The organism is Helicobacter anseris, from assembly GCF_003364335.1.
GTDB classification, from domain to species: domain Bacteria; phylum Campylobacterota; class Campylobacteria; order Campylobacterales; family Helicobacteraceae; genus Helicobacter_H; species Helicobacter_H anseris.
The window spans coordinates 22,146-41,496 of record NZ_NXLX01000010.1 but is presented as its reverse complement, the minus strand read 5'-3'; the positions used below and the strand labels follow the sequence as shown (position 1 = coordinate 41,496).

Sequence of the window (19,351 nt, the reverse complement as noted above, 5' to 3'; positions counted from 1 at the left end):
TCAAGGAGGAAAAAGATGATAGATAGCACGCAAACAAATAATTCTATGTTACAAAAACAACTTATAGATTTAGCCTCTAGCGCAGGAAAACCTGTAAATATAGCAAAGCAGCAGGAAGCTGAAAATAACAGAAAAGACAAGCAAGTAGAACATCTCAAACAAGAGTTGATTGAAACAAGCAGAGCGCTTAATCAAGAGATGAAACGTATCAATACAGATATTAACTTTAGTTATAATGATGATATTAGAGGTTTAGTAGTTACAGTAAAAGAAATCGATGGAAATAAGGTCATCAGAGAGATTCCATCAAAAGAAGCTATAGAACTAATGAAAAAAATGCATGATATTGTAGGATTGATTTTTGATAAAAAAGGTTAATTAACTTTATTTTTATGAGGGATAAATAAATGGCAATGGGGCAACTTAGCTCTCTTGGACTTGGGAGCGGTGTATTAAATTACGATGTTATAGAAAAGCTAAAAAAAGCTGATGAAAAAACAATGATTGCGCCCATTGAAAGGAAAATGAAAGAAAATATTGAAAAGCAAAAAGAATTAGTTGAACTCAACACACTTATCTCTGGTTTTAAGTCTCCTATATCTTCCCTTTCTGATTATTCCACATATCTAGGCAGGACAAGTTCAGTATCAAATGATTCTATTAAAGCTAGCGTAAGTGCTGGTGTTCCTATACAAGACATAAAAATAGATGTAGAATCTATTGCACAAGGAGATATCAATGAGGTTGGTATCAAATTTGGCTCACGCGATGATGTCTTTAGCACAAAAGATGTAAAACTAGATTTTTACACCAAAGGAAAGCGTTATGTGCTTGATATCAAAGCAGGAATGACTCTTAATGATGTAGCACAAGCCATAACCGATAAAACAAACGGTGAGGTTATGGGTATTGTAATGAAAACTGGTGGGGAAAAACCTTATCAGCTTATGATTAACTCAAAAGGTACTGGTGAAGCAAGTCGTATCTATTTTGGCTCAACGCTTTCATCAGAACCAATCAAAGAACTCCAAGAACTAAATAATGGTGATTTTACTATAACATTTAAAGACAAAAATCTTAATGAACAAACCATTGATGTTACTCTTGATTCCAAAGATGCCTCTAGTCAAGATAGGATGCAAACCCTAGTGCAAGCCATAAGAAAAGCCATAGAAAATAATCCTGATACAAAAGAATTACTTGATAGTGATATTAACGTTGGATTATCTGAAGACAACACCTCTTTAATTCTTAATGATAGAAGGGGATATAGTATCAAACTTGGCGGGAATAAACTATCCTCTCTTGGATTTAGCACTACAGAAACCAAAGAAGAAGCTCTTTTTAATACAAAGAAACCTGTTCCTAGTGGAAAGATAGATGCTTCTATCACAATTGGCAGTGTGCCACTCAATCTTGCGACAATGACTAATGAAAAAAATACAAGTGAGGATAATGCAAAGATTATTGCAGAGGCTATAGAAAATATCGCTGGAGTGCATGCAAAAACAGATGGAAAAGGAGGTATTAGCATCACATCTGAAATTGGTGAAGTCAAAATTACCTCTGATGATAGTAAGGGTGCTGAATTTTTAAAAGAATTGGGCATTAAAGGTGGATTATTTCAAGATTATACCCGCTTACAAGAAGAAGTTTTTAATTTCAAGAATCTACAACAAGCATCAGATGCAAAAATTAGTTTTAATGGTGCAACAATTACACGCCCAACAAATGAAATCAATGATATTATCAATGGGGTTAATATTACTTTAGTCCATACCACAGAGCCAGGAAATCCTGCTATTATCAGTATAGGTAGGGATACAGAAGCCATTAAGGCTCAAGTGAGAGATTTTGTAAAAACCTACAATGAATTAGTGCCAAAACTTGATGAACTTACGCGATATGACCCTGAAACAAAGATTGCAGGTATTTTTAATGGGGTAAGTGACATTAGAACTATTAGATCTAGTATTAATACACTCTTTTCAAAACCTATTAGTTTTTCTAGCACTGGCAGACCTTATAGTTTGGTTGATTTTGGACTTTCTCTTGATGAAAAAAGTAAAATGTCTCTCAATGAAGCTCAATTAAGCAATATGATCAATCAAGATCCTCAAAAAACTATTGATTCTTTTTATGGTTTTGATAGAAAGAATCTTTTTGGACAAGAGGAACATGTTGATGGTATTTTTGTTCAATTAAACAAATTTATAAAGACACTGACAGATGGCAGTAACGCAAAGCTAAATCTTTATCAAGATTCTTTAACAAGAGATGCAAAAAGTCTTGATAAGGACAAAATCCAAGCAAGCGAGAGACTAAAAACAAGATATGATACCATGGCAAGTCGTTTTGCAGCTTACGATGAACAAATTGCAAAAGCAAACAATTCTTTCAATTCTGTTCAAATGATGATTGATCAAGCAACTGGAAATAATAAGAAAAAATAAGGAGAGGACTATATGAAATACGCAAATGCTTACAATCTTTATCAACAAAATTCTGTCGCTGTAGAATCGCCAGCAAAGCTAATTGAAATGCTTTATGAGGGAATCTTAAGATTTTCTGGATTAGCATCAAGATCAATACAAACAGATGATATCGAAGGAAAAATCTATTACATCAATCGCATTACTGATATTTTTACTGAATTATTAAATATACTTGATTATGAAAAAGGCGGAGAGGTGGCAGTATATCTTACAGGTCTCTATACCCATCAAATCAAGCTTTTAACACAAGCTAATGTTGAAAATAACACAGATAAAATTTCAATAGTAGTTAATGTCACTAAAGGACTCTTAGAAGCTTGGAAAGAAATTCACAATAATGAATTGGCACGATAAGCTAAAAGTAGCCATCTTAAATAATAATACTCAAGAAGTCTATCAACTCATTGTAGATATACCCAAAGAGAATCTAAAAACCATAGAAGATCTTCTAAGTGCTCAAACACTTATATCCCAAGGCATAGAAATGCTAGAAAGAGATAAGCAAGAGTTACAAAAACAGATGCTACAAATTAAGCTTGCACAAAAATTTCTAGAATGAACTCTTAAAAATTTCAGAACCAATTCTCAATAAATTTGCACCATTTGCAATTGCTATCTCATAATCATTACTCATACCCATAGATAATATCTTTGCTTCAGGGTCTTGTAAATCATCGAATAAATCCTTAGTAATCCTAAAAGATTTTTCAACTTTTGTAATATCCAAACTATTGGCTCCCATACACATCAAACCTTCAAGTTTTAAATTTTTACATCCTGTCTTTATTTGATGATAAATTTCTAAACACTCTTGTATCCTTACTCCATTCTTATTTTCCTCACATGCGCTATTTACCTGCAATAGCACTCTCATTTTCTTCTGTCTTAAAGCACATCTTTTGTCTAATTCCTGTGCTAATCTTAAAGAATCAATAGAATGAATCAAAAAAGGATTAAGCTCTAAAAGCATATTAATTTTATTAGTCTGTAGACTACCTATAAAATGCCACTCTAATGGCAAACGAATCAATTCCTCAGATTTTACTTTTAAATCTTGTACTTTGTTTTCTCCAAAGGCTCTCTGCCCACAAGAATACAATTCTGCGATTTTTTGTACTGCACTATATTTAGAAACAGCAATCAACTTAATAACTTGATGACGGCTATACGCAATTCTTGCTCTCTCAATTTTTTGTAAAACATAATCAAGCTTTTGTTTTAAATCAGACATTTCACTTCCTCTTGCGGGGAATTGCAAATATGATAATGATGCAAAAATTTATCATCTATATGCATTAATAATCCCTCTTTTTTCAAATGTTTTAAAACTTCGATATTGCAATCAGTTTCCATTGGCCATTCTCTAAAATATCCATCCTCCCTACCCTTATCTGTCGCATCAATAAAAAGCACCTTACCAACTACTTTAATATCTCTTTTTGCATCAATATTATTTACAATACGCCAAACGAGCATATAAGGATTATTCAAATCATTCTTTTTGCTATCTACAAATACCACAATCGCCAAAGATGACAACAACACCTTAACATCTGCGATTCTCTCCAAAATTCCACCCCTTTGCTTATCAACACCAATAATACAAATTGGAGAATTAGTATCAATATAGTATTGTCTTAATTTCACAACCTCTGGCAATAAAACCCTAATTTGTTGCAACAATTCTTGATCACTTAAAAGCTCAAAATCTCTCTTAACTTGACAACCCGTAGCATCAATACCCAACTTACCTCCGAAGGCAAAATCCGGAGAAGCATGATCTAAAGCATCACAAACACCTTCGCTTATAATTATATTATCAACATCAAAACGATTCAATAAATAAAACATCAACTCCTCAGTTTTATAAAAATCTGGTGCATTAGAATCCAAAAATATCGCATGCTTAACAAAACTCATCTGTCCAATGCCCCAAAAATTATGCATAATTTGTTTAGCATGTGCAGGATATCTAGTATCAATTTTTGCAAAAATTAAATTATGAAATACGCCATTTTCTGGCATATATATATCAAGCAATCCATGAGCAGTTTTCTGCAACACTGGTAAAAAGACTCTCTCGGTAAAATACCCCATATATTTATCCTCAATTGGAGGCTTTCCAACAACAGTTGCAGGATAGATGGGATTTCTTTTATGTGTAATAGCACTTACCTCTAAAACAGGATAATGCTCCACAGGAGTATAAAAACCCGTATGATCACCAAATGGACCTTCTGGTTTTAATACATTTGGATCTACCCATCCTTCAATAACAATATCTGCATCATATGGAACATATAAAGAATTAGTAATACACTTTTTAACGTAAGCTCTTTTATTTTTAATAAAACCATAGAGCATTAACTCATAAATACCATAAGGCAATGGCGCTTGACCACACCATGTATAAAGAGGATCTCCTCCAAGCGCTATGCTAACGGGCATTTTTTTATTGGCTTTTTGATATTCGTGGAAAAAATGTTGTGAATCTTTATGTATTTGCCAATGTAATCCTAAATGATTTTTATCAAACACCTGCAAACGATACATACCTAAGTTTTTCTTCGTCCCATCTAAACTCTGTGTATAAATCTGCCCCATTGTAATAAAAGGTCCAGCATCGTGTTCCCAAGTTGTTAATATTGGAAGTTCATACAAATTAACTCTATCACCAGTTTTAATAACTTGCTCTGATGGAATAAGCCATTTCTTTTTTTTGGGAAAAACATGTCTTAGAGAAAAAAAATCTTTCAATATTCTTTTAAAATCAAGAAAATTTTTTGGAGGCTTTAACTCCAAAAATCGCAATATTCTCTCTTGTATAACCTCTATTGGATTTTGAATAATAAGTTCAACTCTTTTTTTAGAACCAAAAATATTCATCAAAACAGGAATATCAAATTTTTTGTTATTTTTTTTATCAATAGGATTTGTAAATAATAAAGCTTTTCCACCATTTGGCTTTTTGGATTCCAAATAAGCCAAATGTGGTATCTCTAAATAAATATCTAAGGGGGTTTCTACAACACAAATTTCATTATGTTGTTTAAATATTTCAATAAGTCTGTGCATTAAAAAGCAAGACCTATAGTCAATCCTATTCGATTCATTGTCAGACGACTACCGCCTGCAATTTTTGGAGCTTGATATACACCATCTATGCCAATTGTTAAAAATGGTATTAATGGCACATCCATTTTTATACCATAGTTAAAGGCTGCAGTATCATCCAAATTTACGCTATAAAAAGTAGACCAACTACCACCAACATAAAGTGTTAATGGCAATACTGGAACCTCAAACCCAAGCAATCCCCCAGCTTGTAAATTATCATAATTACCACTGCGCTTTTGATACATAACATCATATTTTACTTGAGGCGCAATTACGACTCTAGAAACACCAAGCCACACCCTTGCATAACCACCATAAGTAAAAGTAGTATTTGTTGTATCCTGATAACTAATATTACCACCAAATTCTGGAGTAATCTGATAATTACCAATACCAAAACCAAATAGAGTACTTGCACCTAACATAAAAGTCATCGCAACTTTTTTTAACATATTCCAATTCTCCTTTTTATTGTGATAGAAAATATCTAATAATTATACACCTTTTTTCTATTTTTGAAAAATAACAGTCTCTGGCTTAATTCCCTCTCCATATATAGGTTTCAACACAACATCATAAGCTTCTTGCATAAAGCCCTCATCTGTTAGTTTTTCAATTTCTTGATTTAACCATAACAACAACTCCTTATTTCCTTTTTTTACTGCAGGAGCAATTACATCATTATTACCAATAGCACTAATACCCACAGCAAACGGAGGATTTTGCTTAGCCCAAGCAAAAAGTAGAGTATTATCATGTGCCAATGCTATGCCTCTTTGAGATTTTAAAGCCAAGAAAGCATCTGTATTTTGTTCATATTTTAAAAGTGTAATTTCTGGATAATTTTTTGAAAAATAAAAATCTGCCGTTGTTCCCTTATCTACTATCAATTTCTTACCCTTTAATTGCTCTATATTGGTAATTCTTCCATCTTTTGAAACAATCCCTAAGGCCACTTTCATATAAGGCTTAGCAAAATCCACTACCTCTTCACGCTCTTTAGTTTGGGTGAAATTTGCCATAATAATATCTACCTTATTGGATTTTAAAAACTCTACCCTTGCAGCCGCCTCAACTGCAATAAATTCAACCAAAGATTCATCACCCAATAAATCTTTAGCTATCCTCTTTGCAATATAAACATCAAATCCATCAAATTTTCCTTGAGCATTGATATAACTAAAAGGTGGTTTATCGCTAAAAACTCCTATGCGCACGACACCTCTATGTTTGATTGCACTTATAGAATCCATATTTGCTTCTTTTTTACTATCACCACAACCAACAATCAATAAACTAAAAAGTAATATAAACCAAATCAACATTTTTTTAAACATTTTTATTCCTTTATTTTAATCCTTATGCATTTTTTGCACATTAAAGATACTAACAAAAAAAACTAAAAATTAAAAATATTTAAAAATTTTTGTGCTCTTTGCGTTTTTGGTTGAGAAAAAAATACCTTTGGTTCAGATTCCTCAAGTATCTTACCATGATCAAAAAAAACTATTCTATCTGCAATTAAACTTGCAAATTTCATCTCATGTGTCACTATTACCATAGTCATCCCCTCTCTTGCAAGCTCCAATACAATATCCAAAACTTCCTTAACCATTTCAGGATCAAGGGATGCAGTAATTTCATCTAATAATAAAATTTCTGGATTTGTGCAAAGTGCTCTTGCTATAGCTACACGCTGTTTTTGTCCTCCACTTAAAGATGCAGGCATTGCTTCAACCTTATCGCTTAATCCCATACGATTTAATAAAAACAATGCTTCTTCTTTTGCTTCAGTCTTATTGCGTTTTTGAACCTTTAGAGGTGCCAATAATACATTATCTAAAACATTCATATGAGGAAATAACTCATAATTTTGAAATACCATTCCAATTTTTTGTCTTACTTTATGCCAATCATTATTCAAATTAATTGATTTACCATGTAGAAATATCTCCCCATTTTGTATATTTTCCAACCCATTTAAACATCTCAAAAAAGTACTTTTTCCACATCCACTAGGTCCCAAAATAACAACCACTTCACCTTTTTTTATCTTAAGGCTAATAGAATCTAAAACCAAATGTTCTTTTTGATAAAACTTTACTAAATCTTTTACTTCTAAAATAACTGACATCTAATGCTTCCTATAATCTAGTTTTCTTTCCACAAAGGAACTAAGAAGAGATAAAAAATAACAAATAAAAAAATAAATAAAAAATATCAGTCCATAAATCCAAAAACTAATATTAGGATAAACTAAATTGCCTGTTTCAATAATCTGTTGTCCAGTTTTAAGTAAATCCATCACCCCAATCAGTGAAACAAGCGCAGTAGTTTTTATCATTCTAGTAAATAAGTTAATAAAAGCAGGAATTAGTTGCAATCCTGCTTGAGGAATAATAATAAACACTTGTATTTGAAAAGTGTTTAATCCCAATGCTTTTGCACTCTGAATTTGATGCATTGGAATAGCAGTTATTGCACCTCTACTTAAATCACCAGCCTCCACTATTCCCCATATACTAAAAACAATCAAACAAGATGTTAAAGCACTTAATTCAAAAAAAAATCCTAATCCAAAATATACTAAAAATAACCACACGATAATAGGAATAATCCTGACTGCTTCCAAAAAAATACGGCATAAAATTTTTATATAAAAATTTTTACTTGTCATCAAAAACCCAAATAAAAAACCTCCGGGTATAGAGATTATTATTGGAATCAATGCGATATATAATGTGTAATACAATCCCAATATCAATCGCTGGAAAATACTAGAATCTGATAAAAAATCCACTACATCTTCCCTTGTTTATACTTTTTTTCAAGCCATGAAAAATACAAAGAAAGCGGCAATAAGACAATAAGATAAGCCATTACAAGCATAAATAATGTCTCTGAAGTTTTATAATAAGCACCTATTAAATCCTTTGTAACAAAGACAAGATCTGCAAGAGCAATTGCACTCACAACAGAAGTCTCTTTAAGTAAAAAGATAATATTTGCACCTAAAGATGGCATTGATATACCCAAGGATTGAGGAAGTATGATATATCTCATAATCTGCAATTTATTAAAACCTAAACTCATTGCGCTTTCTATTTGTGTTTTTGTTACAGACAAAAATCCCAATCTAAAACTCTCTGCCATATAGCTACCCCCCAGAAATATCACACCAATAATAGCACAATGGAAGGCATCAATGTTAAAACCAACTTGCCCTAAACCAAAATATAAAAAAAATAAATGAATTAACAATGGGGTATTTCTAGAAAACTCTATGTATATTTTTGCAATGATTGCCAATAAAGGAATCTTATAATACAAAACAATATTAACCAAAAAGCCCAAAATCATGGCTCCAAAAATACCAAGAAAAGATATTTTTAAAGTCAAAATCAAAGCTTTAGCGAAAATAGGAATGCTGTGTATAATAAAATTCCAATCCATCAAACTATACAATTCCTTGTTCAATCATTGCATCAGCAACCTTTCTAAAGCCTGCAATATTAGCACCCATTACCAAATTTGTAGGATCCTTAAACTCCGTGGCAGTCTGTGACACATTAAGGAATATATTTTCCATAATTTGATGCAATCGCTTATCTACCATCTCAAAATCCCACTTTGTCATACTAGCATTTTGAGACATCTCTAAACCACTTACAGCAACACCTCCGGCATTTGCCGCCTTAGCAGGTCCATAACAAATTTTTGCTTGCAAAAATAATTCAGTTGCTTGCAAAGTTGAAGGCATATTTGCCCCTTCACTTACACATTTACAACCATTAGCAAGAAGATTCTTAGCATCATTTAAATTTAACTCATTTTGAGTAGCACTAGGAAAAGCAGCAAAACAAGGAATTTCCCACACTGCATGGATTCCATCTTTATAATCTTTGATTGAAACATATTTAGCACTAGTCTTTTCTCTTGCATATGCACTCAAATCTTCCCTTCTTTTTTCTTTTATCTCTTTAAGTAGTGCTAAATCAATCCCATCTTTATCATAAATCATTCCCTTAGAATCACTCACTGTTACTGGTATTGCACCTAGATGATAAAGTTTTTCTACAGTATAAATTGCAACATTTCCACTTCCAGAAACTGTGCAAATTTTTCCCTCCAAACTCTCTCCTCTAGCTTTCAGCATTTCCTCTGCAAAATAAACAGAACCATAACCTGTAGCTTCTGTCCTTGCCAAACTACCTCCCCAATTTAACCCCTTACCTGTCAAAACTCCATCAAAACGATTGGTTAGTTTTTTATATTGACCAAATAAATAGCCTATTTCCCTACCTCCAACTCCTATATCCCCTGCTGGAACATCTGTATGGTCTCCAATATATCTAAAAAGCTCATTCATAAAAGCTTGACAAAAACGCATAATTTCAGCATCACTTTTCCCCTTAGGATCAAAGTCGCTGCCACCCTTGCCACCACCCATAGCCAAAGTAGTCAAAGAGTTCTTAAAAACTTGTTCAAAACCCAAAAATTTAATAATTCCCTGATTAACACTTGGATGGAATCTCAACCCCCCTTTATATGGCCCTATTGCATTATTAAATTCGATTCTATATCCACGATTTACTTGTATTTTGCCACAATCATCCATCCAAGTTACGCGAAAATGTATTTCTCTATCAGGAATAATCAAACGCTCCAAAATGGCTTTTTTACTATATTTATCTTCTTGCTCCAAAAGAGGCTGTAAAGTCTTTATTACCTCTTCTACAGCCTGATGAAACTCGCATTGCTCTGGATTTTCTTTTTTTACTCTATCTATAATTGTTTGAACATATTCCATCTAGACTCCTTTTATTTTTAGTATGAAATGCAAAACATTCTAGCAAAAATTATTTTGGGCAGTCTAAAAAAAGAGTGAAATTTGAAGTATTTCTCAATTCTCTTTTAATATCAAGATCCATAATAACTTCTTTATTCTGATTTAATGTCGCATTTAGCTCTTTTTTAATAATAATCCTACAACTTGATATATCAAACGAATTTGGAGTATCTTGCATTACTATCTTATAAGTATCAAAATCAATTTTTTCTAATGGGAACTTGGTGCGATTTAAGATTGTATTTTTTTTACTAGTTTTTTGAAAGAATTTATACTCTTGTATCTTTCCATCTTGACTTACAATTTGTGTGAAATTATCATTCACGCCAAAAGTTTGAACCTGATTTTTTTCATTATAGGTTTTACCACTAACAAATGCTTCTAAATCAAGTGATAAAATCTTAATTGCATAATAATCTTTTTGTTTTTCTAATGAAAAATCATCCTCATCTAAATCAAAAAAATCTTCTTGTGTAAAGACAATCTCTTTACCCTTCTCTTTTGCCTCTTGTTTGCTTATGGTTTCTTCAAGCTGAATTTTTGGCGAAGCTTTTGAATGCTGAGTATCTTCCTTTTTTTCTGTATTTTGGCTTTTTATATCATCTCTTTCTATTTTTTCCTCTTCTTCAAAAGCTTTTAATTCTTCTTCAAGTTTTTTATTTTGTTCTGCTTTTTCATCTTCTTTCTTCTTTTGGGTTATCTTAGCATTAGATGTTTCTTCATTTTGTTTATACTCTACCACCTCTTCTTGAATACTAGAATCTTCAGACAAATCTTCTGACTTCTCATCTTTATTTGTAATTTTTTCTTTTTGCTCTTCTTTATCTTCCTTAACACCATTTTCCTGACTTTGCACTATTGGCACTTCTATTTTTTCTTCATTATTTGAAGGCAAATTCAAATCATCTAAATTTAGATCATCAAAGGCACTGATAAACATAAATGACATTAAGAAAAATAACAGATTTTTCAAAATTACTTCTCCGCAGTATTTAAAATCTTAATTTTTTAAGAATCCATTAACAAATCATAGATTTAAAAAATTAAGTATAATTATAACAAATCTACAAAATATAAGTATATTGAGAAACTAAAGTCTAAGAATATCTTGACATTAAAGTTATCATATTTTAGAATCTTTAATAAAAATAAAGTTAAAAATCTATAGTTTTAAATTTTTAAGAATTTTGTTTTGACTTAAAAATCAAACAAAGTATCAAAAAATATTCAGGCATTATCTAATGAAAAAAATAGCAATTCTAGGGAAACCAAATGTTGGTAAAAGTTCACTATTCAATAGACTAGCAAAAGAAAGAATAGCGATTACTTCAGATATATCAGGGACTACTCGTGATGTCAATAAAAAAATTATTCAACTCGAAGAACATCCTATTCAAATACTAGATACTGGTGGTATTGATGAAAGCACAGAGCTTTTTAGTAAAGTAAAGAATCTTGCCTTTAAAACTGCACAGGAAGCTGATTTAATTTTATATCTCGTTGATGGAAAGCATCTGCCTGATGATGAGGATAGAAAACTTTTTTATGCTCTACAAAAAATTCAAAATAATTGTTTTTTAGTCATCAATAAAATCGATAATGACAAAGAAAAACAAAATGCCTATGAGTTTGATAGTTTTGGTGCACACGATAGTTTTTTTATTTCTGTGAGCCACAATCGAGGAATCAATTTTCTTATCCAATCCATTTTGTATCATCTTGGCTTGCACAATACAAAAAATCTTCAACAAGAAAGCTTAGAAGAGCTTTTAGAAAATATGCCTGAAGTATCTCCTACTGAGGTGCAAGAAGAAATTATTCATGTGGGGATTATAGGAAGGGTAAATGTTGGAAAAAGCTCTTTACTCAATGCTTTAATCGGAGAAGAAAGAAGTGTGGTGAGTGCTATAGAAGGCACAACCATTGATCCTGTAGATGAAATCATTGAATTTCAAAATAAAAAAATTTGCTTTGTTGACACTGCGGGCTTACGCAGAAGAAGCAAAATTAAAGGCATTGAAAAATTTGCTCTTGATCGCACAAATAAAATCCTAGAAAAAAGCCATATTGCACTTTTGGTATTAGATGTTAGCACAACTTTTGTAGAGCTTGATGAAAAAATCAGCTCTCTAGTAGATAAACACTCTCTAGGAGTTATTATTGTTCTTAACAAATGGGATATCAAAATCAAAGAATATAAAGAGATTATTACGGAATTAAAGCGTAAATTTAAGTTTTTAGAATATGCACCAATACTTACGGTTAGTGCCTTAAATAAGCGTCATATAACTGATTTAAAGCAAAAAATTCTTGAGGTTTATCAAAACTTTAGCTATAGAATCCCAACAAGCACTCTTAATAACACCATTTTAGAAGCCACAAAAAAACATCCTCTGCCTAGCGATCATGGCAAAATTGTTCGCATCTACTATGCTACACAATATGACACAAATCCCCCACAAATTTCCCTTGTGATGAATAGACCAAAATCTCTACATTTTAGCTATAAACGCTATCTTGTAAATTATTTGCGAGATCATTTTAATTTTGAGGGGACACCTATTATTCTTACCCCAAAAGACAAAAAAAGCATAAAGGAGTGAAATGGAACTTATAGGGAGTATAGAAATTGAAAAATATGCTGGGGAATGGATTGAAATAGCAAGAAAACCTTTTTATTTTCAACGCAATTGCTCTGCCTCAGTTGCACAATATTTAGACATCGAATATAAAGATGGAAAACCCATAAAATTTAAAGTAAAAAATTCTTGCATACAAAAAAACAATAAAATCTCACAAGCGCAAGGCAAGGCAAAAATTCTCTCCAGTGATAATAGATCCTTAAATATTAGTTTTAGTTTTTTTACAGATTTTTCCAAAAAAATCAATTATCAAATTTTATATTTAGATAGCAATTATTCTCAAGCAATTGTAGGCTCTCCTGATAAAAAATATCTTTGGGTTTTAAGTCGAGACTTTATAGAAAAAAACAAAATCGATGCTTTGGTAGAAATTGCCAAAGAAAGAGGTTATGATGTTTCTGATCTTATTTTCAATAACACAAACCTCATATCGCAACACACCAATTTAAAGCAATAGCAATGTTATTTTTGGATGATTTTTTAAATCAAAAAGATATCACTTCAACAAAGATTTTTCCACATTTAAAATGCAATATAGATGAAGCAAAAATTTTACGCTTTATGCTTGAGGGGTATTTAGACAATAATAAAAGCTTTGAAGTATCTATGCTTTTAAAACACCTTTTTAATACCAAAACTATAAAAGAAACATTGCAATTTCTCCCTAAAATCAAAGCACTTTTAGAGCTTGGTTGGATTATGGAAGATAGTTTTCGGCCTGTCAAACAAATAAGCTTATTGGAAATTTTATACTTTGAAATCTCTCTTGCCCCGATATTTTTTAAATTACTAGAAGAAGGATCTCTAGAGATTGAAATGCCAGAAATCACGCCTTATCAAGACCATTTAGAATTTCTCAAAGATCAATTTTTAAGAATCTCTCTTTTACAAAAACTTGTATATGAAAAAAACAATGCCTTTTTTCTCTCAAAAACAAAATTCAATCTAAAAAGCATTCAAGACAAAATACTTTCTCGTCTAAAAATTACAACAATTGAAATTCCAGCATATAAAATTATCCAAGAAAATCAGCTAAATTCTGAGGAAGAAATTATATTTTTTACTCTACTGAAAGAAGAGTATTCTGGAGGTAGTGAAAGTTTTAGAGATATGAATACGCTTATTGAACTTATTAGCACAGATGAATATGATCGCATCAAAAATCGCTCACTCCTTGATGAAAAAAGCACACTTATTCAAAAAAAGATTCTAGATTATGATGAACTACTCAATCCATTTGGGGGAATTTCTAGAACTTTTTATATCCATGAGGATGTTTTACAAAAGATTCTTTATCCAAAAATTACAAAGCAACAACAAAAAATCTCTTTACAAAGTATTGTAAAAGAACAAGATTTTTTTGAAATCCTAGAACCCAAAACTCCCCTGGAAGAGATTATTCTAACACCATCAACCACTCAGACTCTACAAACATTATTAAAGCAGATTGACCCAAAAGTGTCAGATTTATTAAAAAAATGGGGTATTAAAGATAAAAAAGGAATTGATGCAAAAATTATTTTATATGGACCATCTGGCACAGGAAAAACACTTACTGCTATGGGAATTGCAAAAAGTCTAAAGAAACATGTATTAAGCTTAGATTGCTCAAAAATCCTCTCCATGTATATTGGGGAATCTGAAAAAAATGTCAGAAAAATTTTTGATAATTATAATGAAATTACAAAAAACCTAAAAAATCCCCCTATATTGCTCTTGGATGAAGCTGATCAATTTTTAAGCCTTCGTGCAACTAGTGGAAATAGTGCTGAAAAAATGCATAATCAAATGCAAAATATATTTTTAGAACAAATTGAGAAATTTAATGGAATCTTAATTGCTACTACAAACTTACTTGATACCATAGATAGCGCCTTTTCTAGAAGATTTAATTATAAAATAGAACTTAAAAAACCCTCACAAGAGCAAAGATTCCTTCTATGGAAAAAACACTTGCCAAAAAATGCAAAATTTAAATCCCATAGTATTGAAACCTTAGCTCAAAAATTATCAAGCTATAATTTAAGTGGTGGCCAAATAGCTATAATCACAAAAAATACTGCTTATCAAGTTGCTATTAAAACAAATCCTATTTTTGAAGAAAAAGATTTTATTGACAATATTCAAAAAGAAATTAAATCTGTTTTTGGGGAAGATAAGAATCTAGGATTCCAAATATAAATCTGGATGCTTTAAAATCAAATTTTTAGTGAGAATTGTGCTTTTTCTGCAAAAATAATTTTGATATTTATAAACCCTAAAACCAACACTTTTTGCTACCTCATAAACATCCTTATGAGTTACATAGGTTGTAACCATACCATTTGGCACAAGAATTCTGTATAAGGTAGCAAAAAAATCTCTTTCCCAAAATTTTGGTGTTGATTTTAATGAAAATGCATCGTGATAGATAATATCAATACTTAAATCTTCTAATTCATCTAAAAATAAAAATGCATCTTTTATAACCACTTTGAGTGTCGTATTTGTATCCAATGAAACTTGTTTTTGACTTTTTAAATATGCGATATTCTCTCTAATTTGTAAATAATCCCATTCTCTTGGATAGTCAATACACTGAATTTTTTCAAAGATACTATCATCAATTTCTGGTGATAGTATCTCCAACTTTCCATCATAAGAGCGTGTTTTATAAGCCCATGCACTTGCAAAAGAATTGTATCCCAAGCCAAAACAAATATCTAAGATTCTTATCTTGGCTTGTTGCAATACATCACCAAATAACAAAGGAGGGAGAATATGCTTATGCATTGTTTCTGTAAATGCACCATCCTTTAGGCTGTGATAGCACTCTTTAAAAAGACTACTATAATAAGTCTGACTACCATCAGCACTTTGAATTTTTCTATCCACTTGCCTTTTTTAATCAACCATGATAATTTGGAGCTTCTTTTGTGATATCCACATCATGCACATGAGATTCTCTCAAACCAGCAGCAGTAATTTCGACAAATTCTGCATTTTTCCATAGCGTAGGAATATCCTTACTACCCAAATATCCCATTGAAGACCTTAAACCTCCAACTAATTGATGGATAACATCTGCAATTTTTCCACGATAAGGCACTCTTCCTTCAATTCCCTCTGGAACAAGCTTATCTTGAGCTGTCCCCTCTTGAAAATATCTATCTGAACTTCCTTTGGTCATTGCACCTATACTACCCATTCCGCGATAACTTTTGTATTGTCTCCCTTGATAAAGCACTAAATCTCCTGGAGATTCCTCTGTCCCTGCAAGCAAACTTCCAATCATTACACTTGATGCACCAACAGCTAAAGCCTTTGCAACATCACCTGAATACTTAATCCCTCCATCTGCAATGACTGGCACATCATACTTTGATGCCACACCTACACATCCATCAATTGCTGAAATTTGTGGCATTCCTACGCCAGCTACAATCCTTGTGGTGCAAATGCTACCTGGACCAATACCTACCTTGATAGCATCTGCCCCTGCATTAATCAAATCTTGTGTTGCCTTTGGTGTTACTACATTTCCAACAATAATATCAATTTTCAATTCTTTTTTTATAGCCTCCAAGGTTCTTATCACATTAACAGAATGTCCATGCGCACTATCCAATACTAAAACATCAGCACCAGCCTCACATAAGGCCCTTGCTCTATCCATTTGCCCTACTCCGATTGCTCCACCAACTCTAAGTCGTCCAAATTCATCTTTATTTGCATTAGGATATGCGATACGCTTTTGAATATCTTTGATTGTAATCAATCCTTTTAATACCTGATTTTCATCCACAATAGGAAGTTTTTCTATGCGATGTTGATGCATAATTTCTCTAGCTGTTTGCAAATCTGTTCCAACACAAGCTGTTATCAAAGGGGCTTTTGTCATAACATCCCCGACTTTCTTACTAAGATCTGTCTCAAAACGCACATCACGATTAGTCAAAATTCCAATCAAAACCCCATGAGAATCTACTACAGGAACTCCTGAAATTTTATAATTATCTGTAATCACTTTAGCCTCTGCAAGACTTTTATCTGCGTGGATAAAAATAGGATCTACAATCACCCCATTCTCTGATTTCTTCACCTTTTTTATCTCTTTTACTTGTGAATCAATATCCATATTTTTATGAATAATTCCTATCCCCCCAAGTCTTGCCATTGCAATCGCACTTCTATATTCTGTAACCGTATCCATAGCAGCAGATATAAATGGAATATTCAAGGCAATATTTTTTGTAAGTTTTGATTGCAAATTTACTTCTTTTGGCAAAATTTCTGAATATGCTGGCACCAATAAAATATCTTCAAAAGTCAAAGCCTTTTGTATTAAACGCATCTCTACCTCCTAAAATTCTAGTTTCAATTCTTGCTCTAGAACAAAACCGATATCCAAAACACTTTGTTCATCAAAAGATTTTGCAATAAACTGCATACCTATTGGCATATTTTCACTGCTTTTGCCTGTTGGCAAAGATAAAGCAGGCAATCCTGCAAGATTTACACCAATTGTATAAATATCACTTAGATACATTTCTAATGGAGAATGCGTGCTACCAAATTTTGGAGCTATGCTTGGGGCTACTGGAGAAAAAATCACATCACAATCGCTTAGGATATCTTCATATTGATTTTTTATCAATTGTCTAACCTTTTGTGCCTTTAGATAATAAGCATCATAATAGCCACTACTTAATACAAAGCTTCCAAGCAATATTCTACGTCTTACCTCATCACCAAAGCCCTGCGTTCTAGTTTGGATATACAAATCCTTAAGATTTTCAACCTCTTTAGCACGATTACCATATCTTACGCCATCAAATCTCGCAAGATTAGAGCTTGCTTCAGCCGTGCAGATAATATAGTAAGTTGCAATATGAAAGCTCATATCTAGCATACTTTTTTCTACTATTTCATGTCCCATAGATTCTAAAGTTTTGATATTTTCATAATAGATTTTTTGAACATCTTCACTTGCATCTTTTACTATATCTTTCAAAATAGCAATTCTCATCTTTCTGTTAGGATTTAGATTTTCAAATGTTGCCTTTTGCTCTATCGTTGCACTTGTAGAATCTTTAGCATCATTCCCCTTAATAGCATCAAACAAAATTGCACAATCTTGAATATTTTGAGTAATAGGTCCAATTTGATCAAGACTTGAACTATATGCCACAAGCCCATAACGACTGACACTCCCATAAGTTGGCTTAAGACCGACACAACCACAATATGCTGCAGGTTGTCTTATGGAGCCTCCTGTATCACTCCCAAGAGCTGCTATTGCCAACCCTCCAGCAACAGCAGCAGCACTACCACCAGAGCTTCCTCCAGGAACCCTAGTTAGATCTTTAGGATTTTTTGTAATCCCATAAACACTTGATTCTGTCGTGCTACCCATAGCAAATTCATCCATATTTGCCCTACCAAAACCACACATATTATTTTGGTGTAATTTTTCTATAACACTTGCATTATATGGAGCTATATATCCTTTCAAAATATTACTTGCACAAGTAATTTCCCATCCTTTTACATTGATATTATCCTTGATAAGTATTGGAACCCCATCGCTTTGTGAAGACTGTATATCACCAACATAAGCATTCAATTCACTCACAGCAACTTGTTTTTGTATCTGCTTTTTTATTTCCAAAAGCTCTTCTTTTGGTAATTGCAAGGCTTCTTTAAGAGTAATCATCATTCTTCCTTAAAATATAAAAAAATTTTTTAATTATAAGATTTTAATGCTTATAGCTTTATTTAATTTGATAAAATTTTTACAAAATTAAATTTAAGGATTAAAAGGTGTCATATCATCAACCACAAGTATCTTGCATCATCCCTATTTATAATGTCCAAGATTATCTCAAAGATTGTATTGAAAGCTGCATTCAACAAACTTACAAAAATCTTGAAATTATTCTAGTAAATGATGGTAGCACAGATAATTCCTTAGAAATTGCAAAGCAGTATCTAAAATATCCACAAGTCACTCTGATCGATTTAAAAAAGAATTTTGGAGTTAGTATTGCTAGAAATTGCGGAATTGACTTTGTTTTAAATAAAGAAAAGTTAATTACAGAGGCTATGGGGGGGGGGGCATCCCCGTATAGATTCTATTTATCATAACACCACATTATCAAAAAGCGACTTTCTTATTTTTATTGATAATGATGATCTTTTTTCCTCAAGCAATTGTCTTGAAATTTTTGTACAAAAAGCCATATATACAAATGCTGAGATTACCTATG

General features: G+C 32.0%; 20 protein-coding genes. 8 read left to right on the top strand and 12 right to left on the bottom strand.

What is annotated here, in order from left to right:
* Window positions 1-15 precede the first annotated feature (15 nt).
* The 4 genes from CQA57_RS04960 to CQA57_RS04945 are packed head-to-tail and all read left to right on the top strand — an operon-like array spanning window position 16 to window position 3,054.
* Entirely contained in the window at window positions 16-378 is a 363-nt protein-coding gene (locus tag CQA57_RS04960; RefSeq protein ID WP_115579126.1) for a FlaG family protein, read from the top strand.
* A 29-nt stretch (window positions 379-407) separates the two neighbouring features.
* Window positions 408-2,453 (top strand): flagellar filament capping protein FliD, encoded by a 2,046-nt coding sequence (fliD, locus tag CQA57_RS04955; RefSeq protein ID WP_115579125.1) that lies wholly within the window; start codon window positions 408-410, stop codon window positions 2,451-2,453.
* A 12-nt stretch (window positions 2,454-2,465) separates the two neighbouring features.
* The gene (gene fliS, locus CQA57_RS04950) at window positions 2,466-2,849 is read left to right on the top strand and encodes a flagellar export chaperone FliS (protein ID WP_115579124.1); all 384 of its coding nucleotides are present in this window, start codon (window positions 2,466-2,468) and stop codon (window positions 2,847-2,849) included.
* The gene (locus tag CQA57_RS04945; protein WP_115579123.1) at window positions 2,833-3,054 is read left to right on the top strand and encodes a hypothetical protein; all 222 of its coding nucleotides are present in this window, start codon (window positions 2,833-2,835) and stop codon (window positions 3,052-3,054) included. The genes fliS and CQA57_RS04945 overlap by 17 nt, the downstream gene beginning before the upstream one ends.
* On the opposite strand, the gene CQA57_RS04940 is transcribed toward CQA57_RS04945, so the two are convergent.
* From CQA57_RS04940 to CQA57_RS04900, 9 genes are all read right to left on the bottom strand, one after another.
* Window positions 3,046-3,726, bottom strand: coding sequence for a YggS family pyridoxal phosphate-dependent enzyme (locus CQA57_RS04940; protein WP_115579122.1), 681 nt, complete (start codon window positions 3,724-3,726; stop codon window positions 3,046-3,048). The two genes, CQA57_RS04945 and CQA57_RS04940, sit on opposite strands and share 9 nt — an antisense overlap.
* Window positions 3,714-5,570, bottom strand: a complete 1,857-nt coding sequence (locus tag CQA57_RS04935) for a menaquinone biosynthesis decarboxylase (RefSeq protein WP_115579121.1) — start codon at window positions 5,568-5,570, stop codon at window positions 3,714-3,716. Before CQA57_RS04935 ends, CQA57_RS04940 begins: the two co-directional genes overlap by 13 nt.
* On the bottom strand, window positions 5,570-6,064 hold the full coding sequence (locus CQA57_RS04930; RefSeq protein WP_115579120.1) for a hypothetical protein: 495 nt from the start codon (window positions 6,062-6,064) through the stop codon (window positions 5,570-5,572). Before CQA57_RS04930 ends, CQA57_RS04935 begins: the two co-directional genes overlap by 1 nt.
* A 57-nt stretch (window positions 6,065-6,121) precedes the next feature.
* Window positions 6,122-6,949 (bottom strand): cysteine ABC transporter substrate-binding protein, encoded by an 828-nt coding sequence (locus tag CQA57_RS04925; protein WP_115579119.1) that lies wholly within the window; start codon window positions 6,947-6,949, stop codon window positions 6,122-6,124.
* A gap of 62 nt (window positions 6,950-7,011) precedes the next feature.
* Window positions 7,012-7,746 carry an amino acid ABC transporter ATP-binding protein gene (locus CQA57_RS04920; RefSeq protein WP_115579118.1) on the bottom strand — a complete coding sequence of 245 codons (735 nt, stop codon included), beginning with the start codon at window positions 7,744-7,746 and terminating at the stop codon, window positions 7,012-7,014.
* The gene (locus CQA57_RS04915) at window positions 7,747-8,412 is read right to left on the bottom strand and encodes an ABC transporter permease subunit (protein WP_115579117.1); all 666 of its coding nucleotides are present in this window, start codon (window positions 8,410-8,412) and stop codon (window positions 7,747-7,749) included.
* Window positions 8,412-9,065, bottom strand: a complete 654-nt coding sequence (locus CQA57_RS04910; RefSeq protein ID WP_115579145.1) for an amino acid ABC transporter permease — start codon at window positions 9,063-9,065, stop codon at window positions 8,412-8,414. Before CQA57_RS04910 ends, CQA57_RS04915 begins: the two co-directional genes overlap by 1 nt.
* Window positions 9,066-9,069: 4 nt before the next feature.
* Window positions 9,070-10,422: an NADP-specific glutamate dehydrogenase gene (gene gdhA / locus CQA57_RS04905; protein ID WP_115579116.1), complete on the bottom strand. Its 1,353-nt coding sequence runs from the start codon at window positions 10,420-10,422 to the stop codon at window positions 9,070-9,072.
* Between the two features lie 49 nt (window positions 10,423-10,471).
* Complete coding sequence (locus CQA57_RS04900) at window positions 10,472-11,434, bottom strand: hypothetical protein (RefSeq protein WP_147288349.1); 963 nt, start codon at window positions 11,432-11,434, stop codon at window positions 10,472-10,474.
* A 268-nt stretch (window positions 11,435-11,702) separates the two neighbouring features.
* On the opposite strand from CQA57_RS04900, the gene der reads away from it, so the two are divergent.
* From der to CQA57_RS04885, 3 genes are read left to right on the top strand one after another with little or no spacing between them, the layout of a single operon-like run.
* Complete coding sequence (der, locus tag CQA57_RS04895; RefSeq protein ID WP_115579114.1) at window positions 11,703-13,064, top strand: ribosome biogenesis GTPase Der; 1,362 nt, start codon at window positions 11,703-11,705, stop codon at window positions 13,062-13,064.
* Between the two features lies 1 nt (window position 13,065).
* The gene (locus CQA57_RS04890; protein WP_115579113.1) at window positions 13,066-13,560 is read left to right on the top strand and encodes a lipocalin family protein; all 495 of its coding nucleotides are present in this window, start codon (window positions 13,066-13,068) and stop codon (window positions 13,558-13,560) included.
* A 2-nt stretch (window positions 13,561-13,562) separates the two neighbouring features.
* Window positions 13,563-15,284, top strand: coding sequence for an ATP-binding protein (locus tag CQA57_RS04885; RefSeq protein WP_115579112.1), 1,722 nt, complete (start codon window positions 13,563-13,565; stop codon window positions 15,282-15,284).
* On the opposite strand, the gene CQA57_RS04880 is transcribed toward CQA57_RS04885, so the two are convergent.
* The 3 genes from CQA57_RS04880 to gatA are packed head-to-tail and all read right to left on the bottom strand — an operon-like array spanning window position 15,267 to window position 18,798.
* Window positions 15,267-15,977, bottom strand: a complete 711-nt coding sequence (locus CQA57_RS04880) for an MnmC family methyltransferase (protein WP_115579111.1) — start codon at window positions 15,975-15,977, stop codon at window positions 15,267-15,269. The two genes, CQA57_RS04885 and CQA57_RS04880, sit on opposite strands and share 18 nt — an antisense overlap.
* A gap of 13 nt (window positions 15,978-15,990) precedes the next feature.
* Complete coding sequence (gene guaB / locus CQA57_RS04875) at window positions 15,991-17,436, bottom strand: IMP dehydrogenase (protein ID WP_115579110.1); 1,446 nt, start codon at window positions 17,434-17,436, stop codon at window positions 15,991-15,993.
* A gap of 9 nt (window positions 17,437-17,445) precedes the next feature.
* On the bottom strand, window positions 17,446-18,798 hold the full coding sequence (gene gatA / locus CQA57_RS04870) for an Asp-tRNA(Asn)/Glu-tRNA(Gln) amidotransferase subunit GatA (RefSeq protein ID WP_115579109.1): 1,353 nt from the start codon (window positions 18,796-18,798) through the stop codon (window positions 17,446-17,448).
* A gap of 107 nt (window positions 18,799-18,905) precedes the next feature.
* Between gatA and CQA57_RS04865 the strand changes: the two genes are divergently transcribed.
* On the top strand, window positions 18,906-19,229 hold the full coding sequence (locus tag CQA57_RS04865) for a glycosyltransferase family 2 protein (RefSeq protein WP_115579108.1): 324 nt from the start codon (window positions 18,906-18,908) through the stop codon (window positions 19,227-19,229).
* The last annotated feature ends 122 nt before the right edge of the window (window positions 19,230-19,351 follow it).

Excerpts from the sequence above, each read along its gene's own strand:
- CQA57_RS04960 (WP_115579126.1), top strand. The coding sequence starts at position 16 with ATGATAGATAGCACGCAAACAAATAATTCTATGTTACAAAAACAACTT.
- fliD (WP_115579125.1), top strand. The coding sequence starts at position 408 with ATGGCAATGGGGCAACTTAGCTCTCTTGGACTTGGGAGCGGTGTATTA.
- fliS (WP_115579124.1), top strand. The coding sequence starts at position 2,466 with ATGAAATACGCAAATGCTTACAATCTTTATCAACAAAATTCTGTCGCT.
- CQA57_RS04945 (WP_115579123.1), top strand. The coding sequence starts at position 2,833 with ATGAATTGGCACGATAAGCTAAAAGTAGCCATCTTAAATAATAATACT.
- CQA57_RS04940 (WP_115579122.1), bottom strand. The coding sequence starts at position 3,726 with ATGTCTGATTTAAAACAAAAGCTTGATTATGTTTTACAAAAAATTGAG.
- CQA57_RS04935 (WP_115579121.1), bottom strand. The coding sequence starts at position 5,570 with ATGCACAGACTTATTGAAATATTTAAACAACATAATGAAATTTGTGTT.
- CQA57_RS04930 (WP_115579120.1), bottom strand. The coding sequence starts at position 6,064 with ATGTTAAAAAAAGTTGCGATGACTTTTATGTTAGGTGCAAGTACTCTA.
- CQA57_RS04925 (WP_115579119.1), bottom strand. The coding sequence starts at position 6,949 with ATGTTTAAAAAAATGTTGATTTGGTTTATATTACTTTTTAGTTTATTG.
- CQA57_RS04920 (WP_115579118.1), bottom strand. The coding sequence starts at position 7,746 with ATGTCAGTTATTTTAGAAGTAAAAGATTTAGTAAAGTTTTATCAAAAA.
- CQA57_RS04910 (WP_115579145.1), bottom strand. The coding sequence starts at position 9,065 with ATGGATTGGAATTTTATTATACACAGCATTCCTATTTTCGCTAAAGCT.
- gdhA (WP_115579116.1), bottom strand. The coding sequence starts at position 10,422 with ATGGAATATGTTCAAACAATTATAGATAGAGTAAAAAAAGAAAATCCA.
- der (WP_115579114.1), top strand. The coding sequence starts at position 11,703 with ATGAAAAAAATAGCAATTCTAGGGAAACCAAATGTTGGTAAAAGTTCA.
- CQA57_RS04890 (WP_115579113.1), top strand. The coding sequence starts at position 13,066 with ATGGAACTTATAGGGAGTATAGAAATTGAAAAATATGCTGGGGAATGG.
- CQA57_RS04885 (WP_115579112.1), top strand. The coding sequence starts at position 13,563 with ATGTTATTTTTGGATGATTTTTTAAATCAAAAAGATATCACTTCAACA.
- guaB (WP_115579110.1), bottom strand. The coding sequence starts at position 17,436 with ATGCGTTTAATACAAAAGGCTTTGACTTTTGAAGATATTTTATTGGTG.
- gatA (WP_115579109.1), bottom strand. The coding sequence starts at position 18,798 with ATGATTACTCTTAAAGAAGCCTTGCAATTACCAAAAGAAGAGCTTTTG.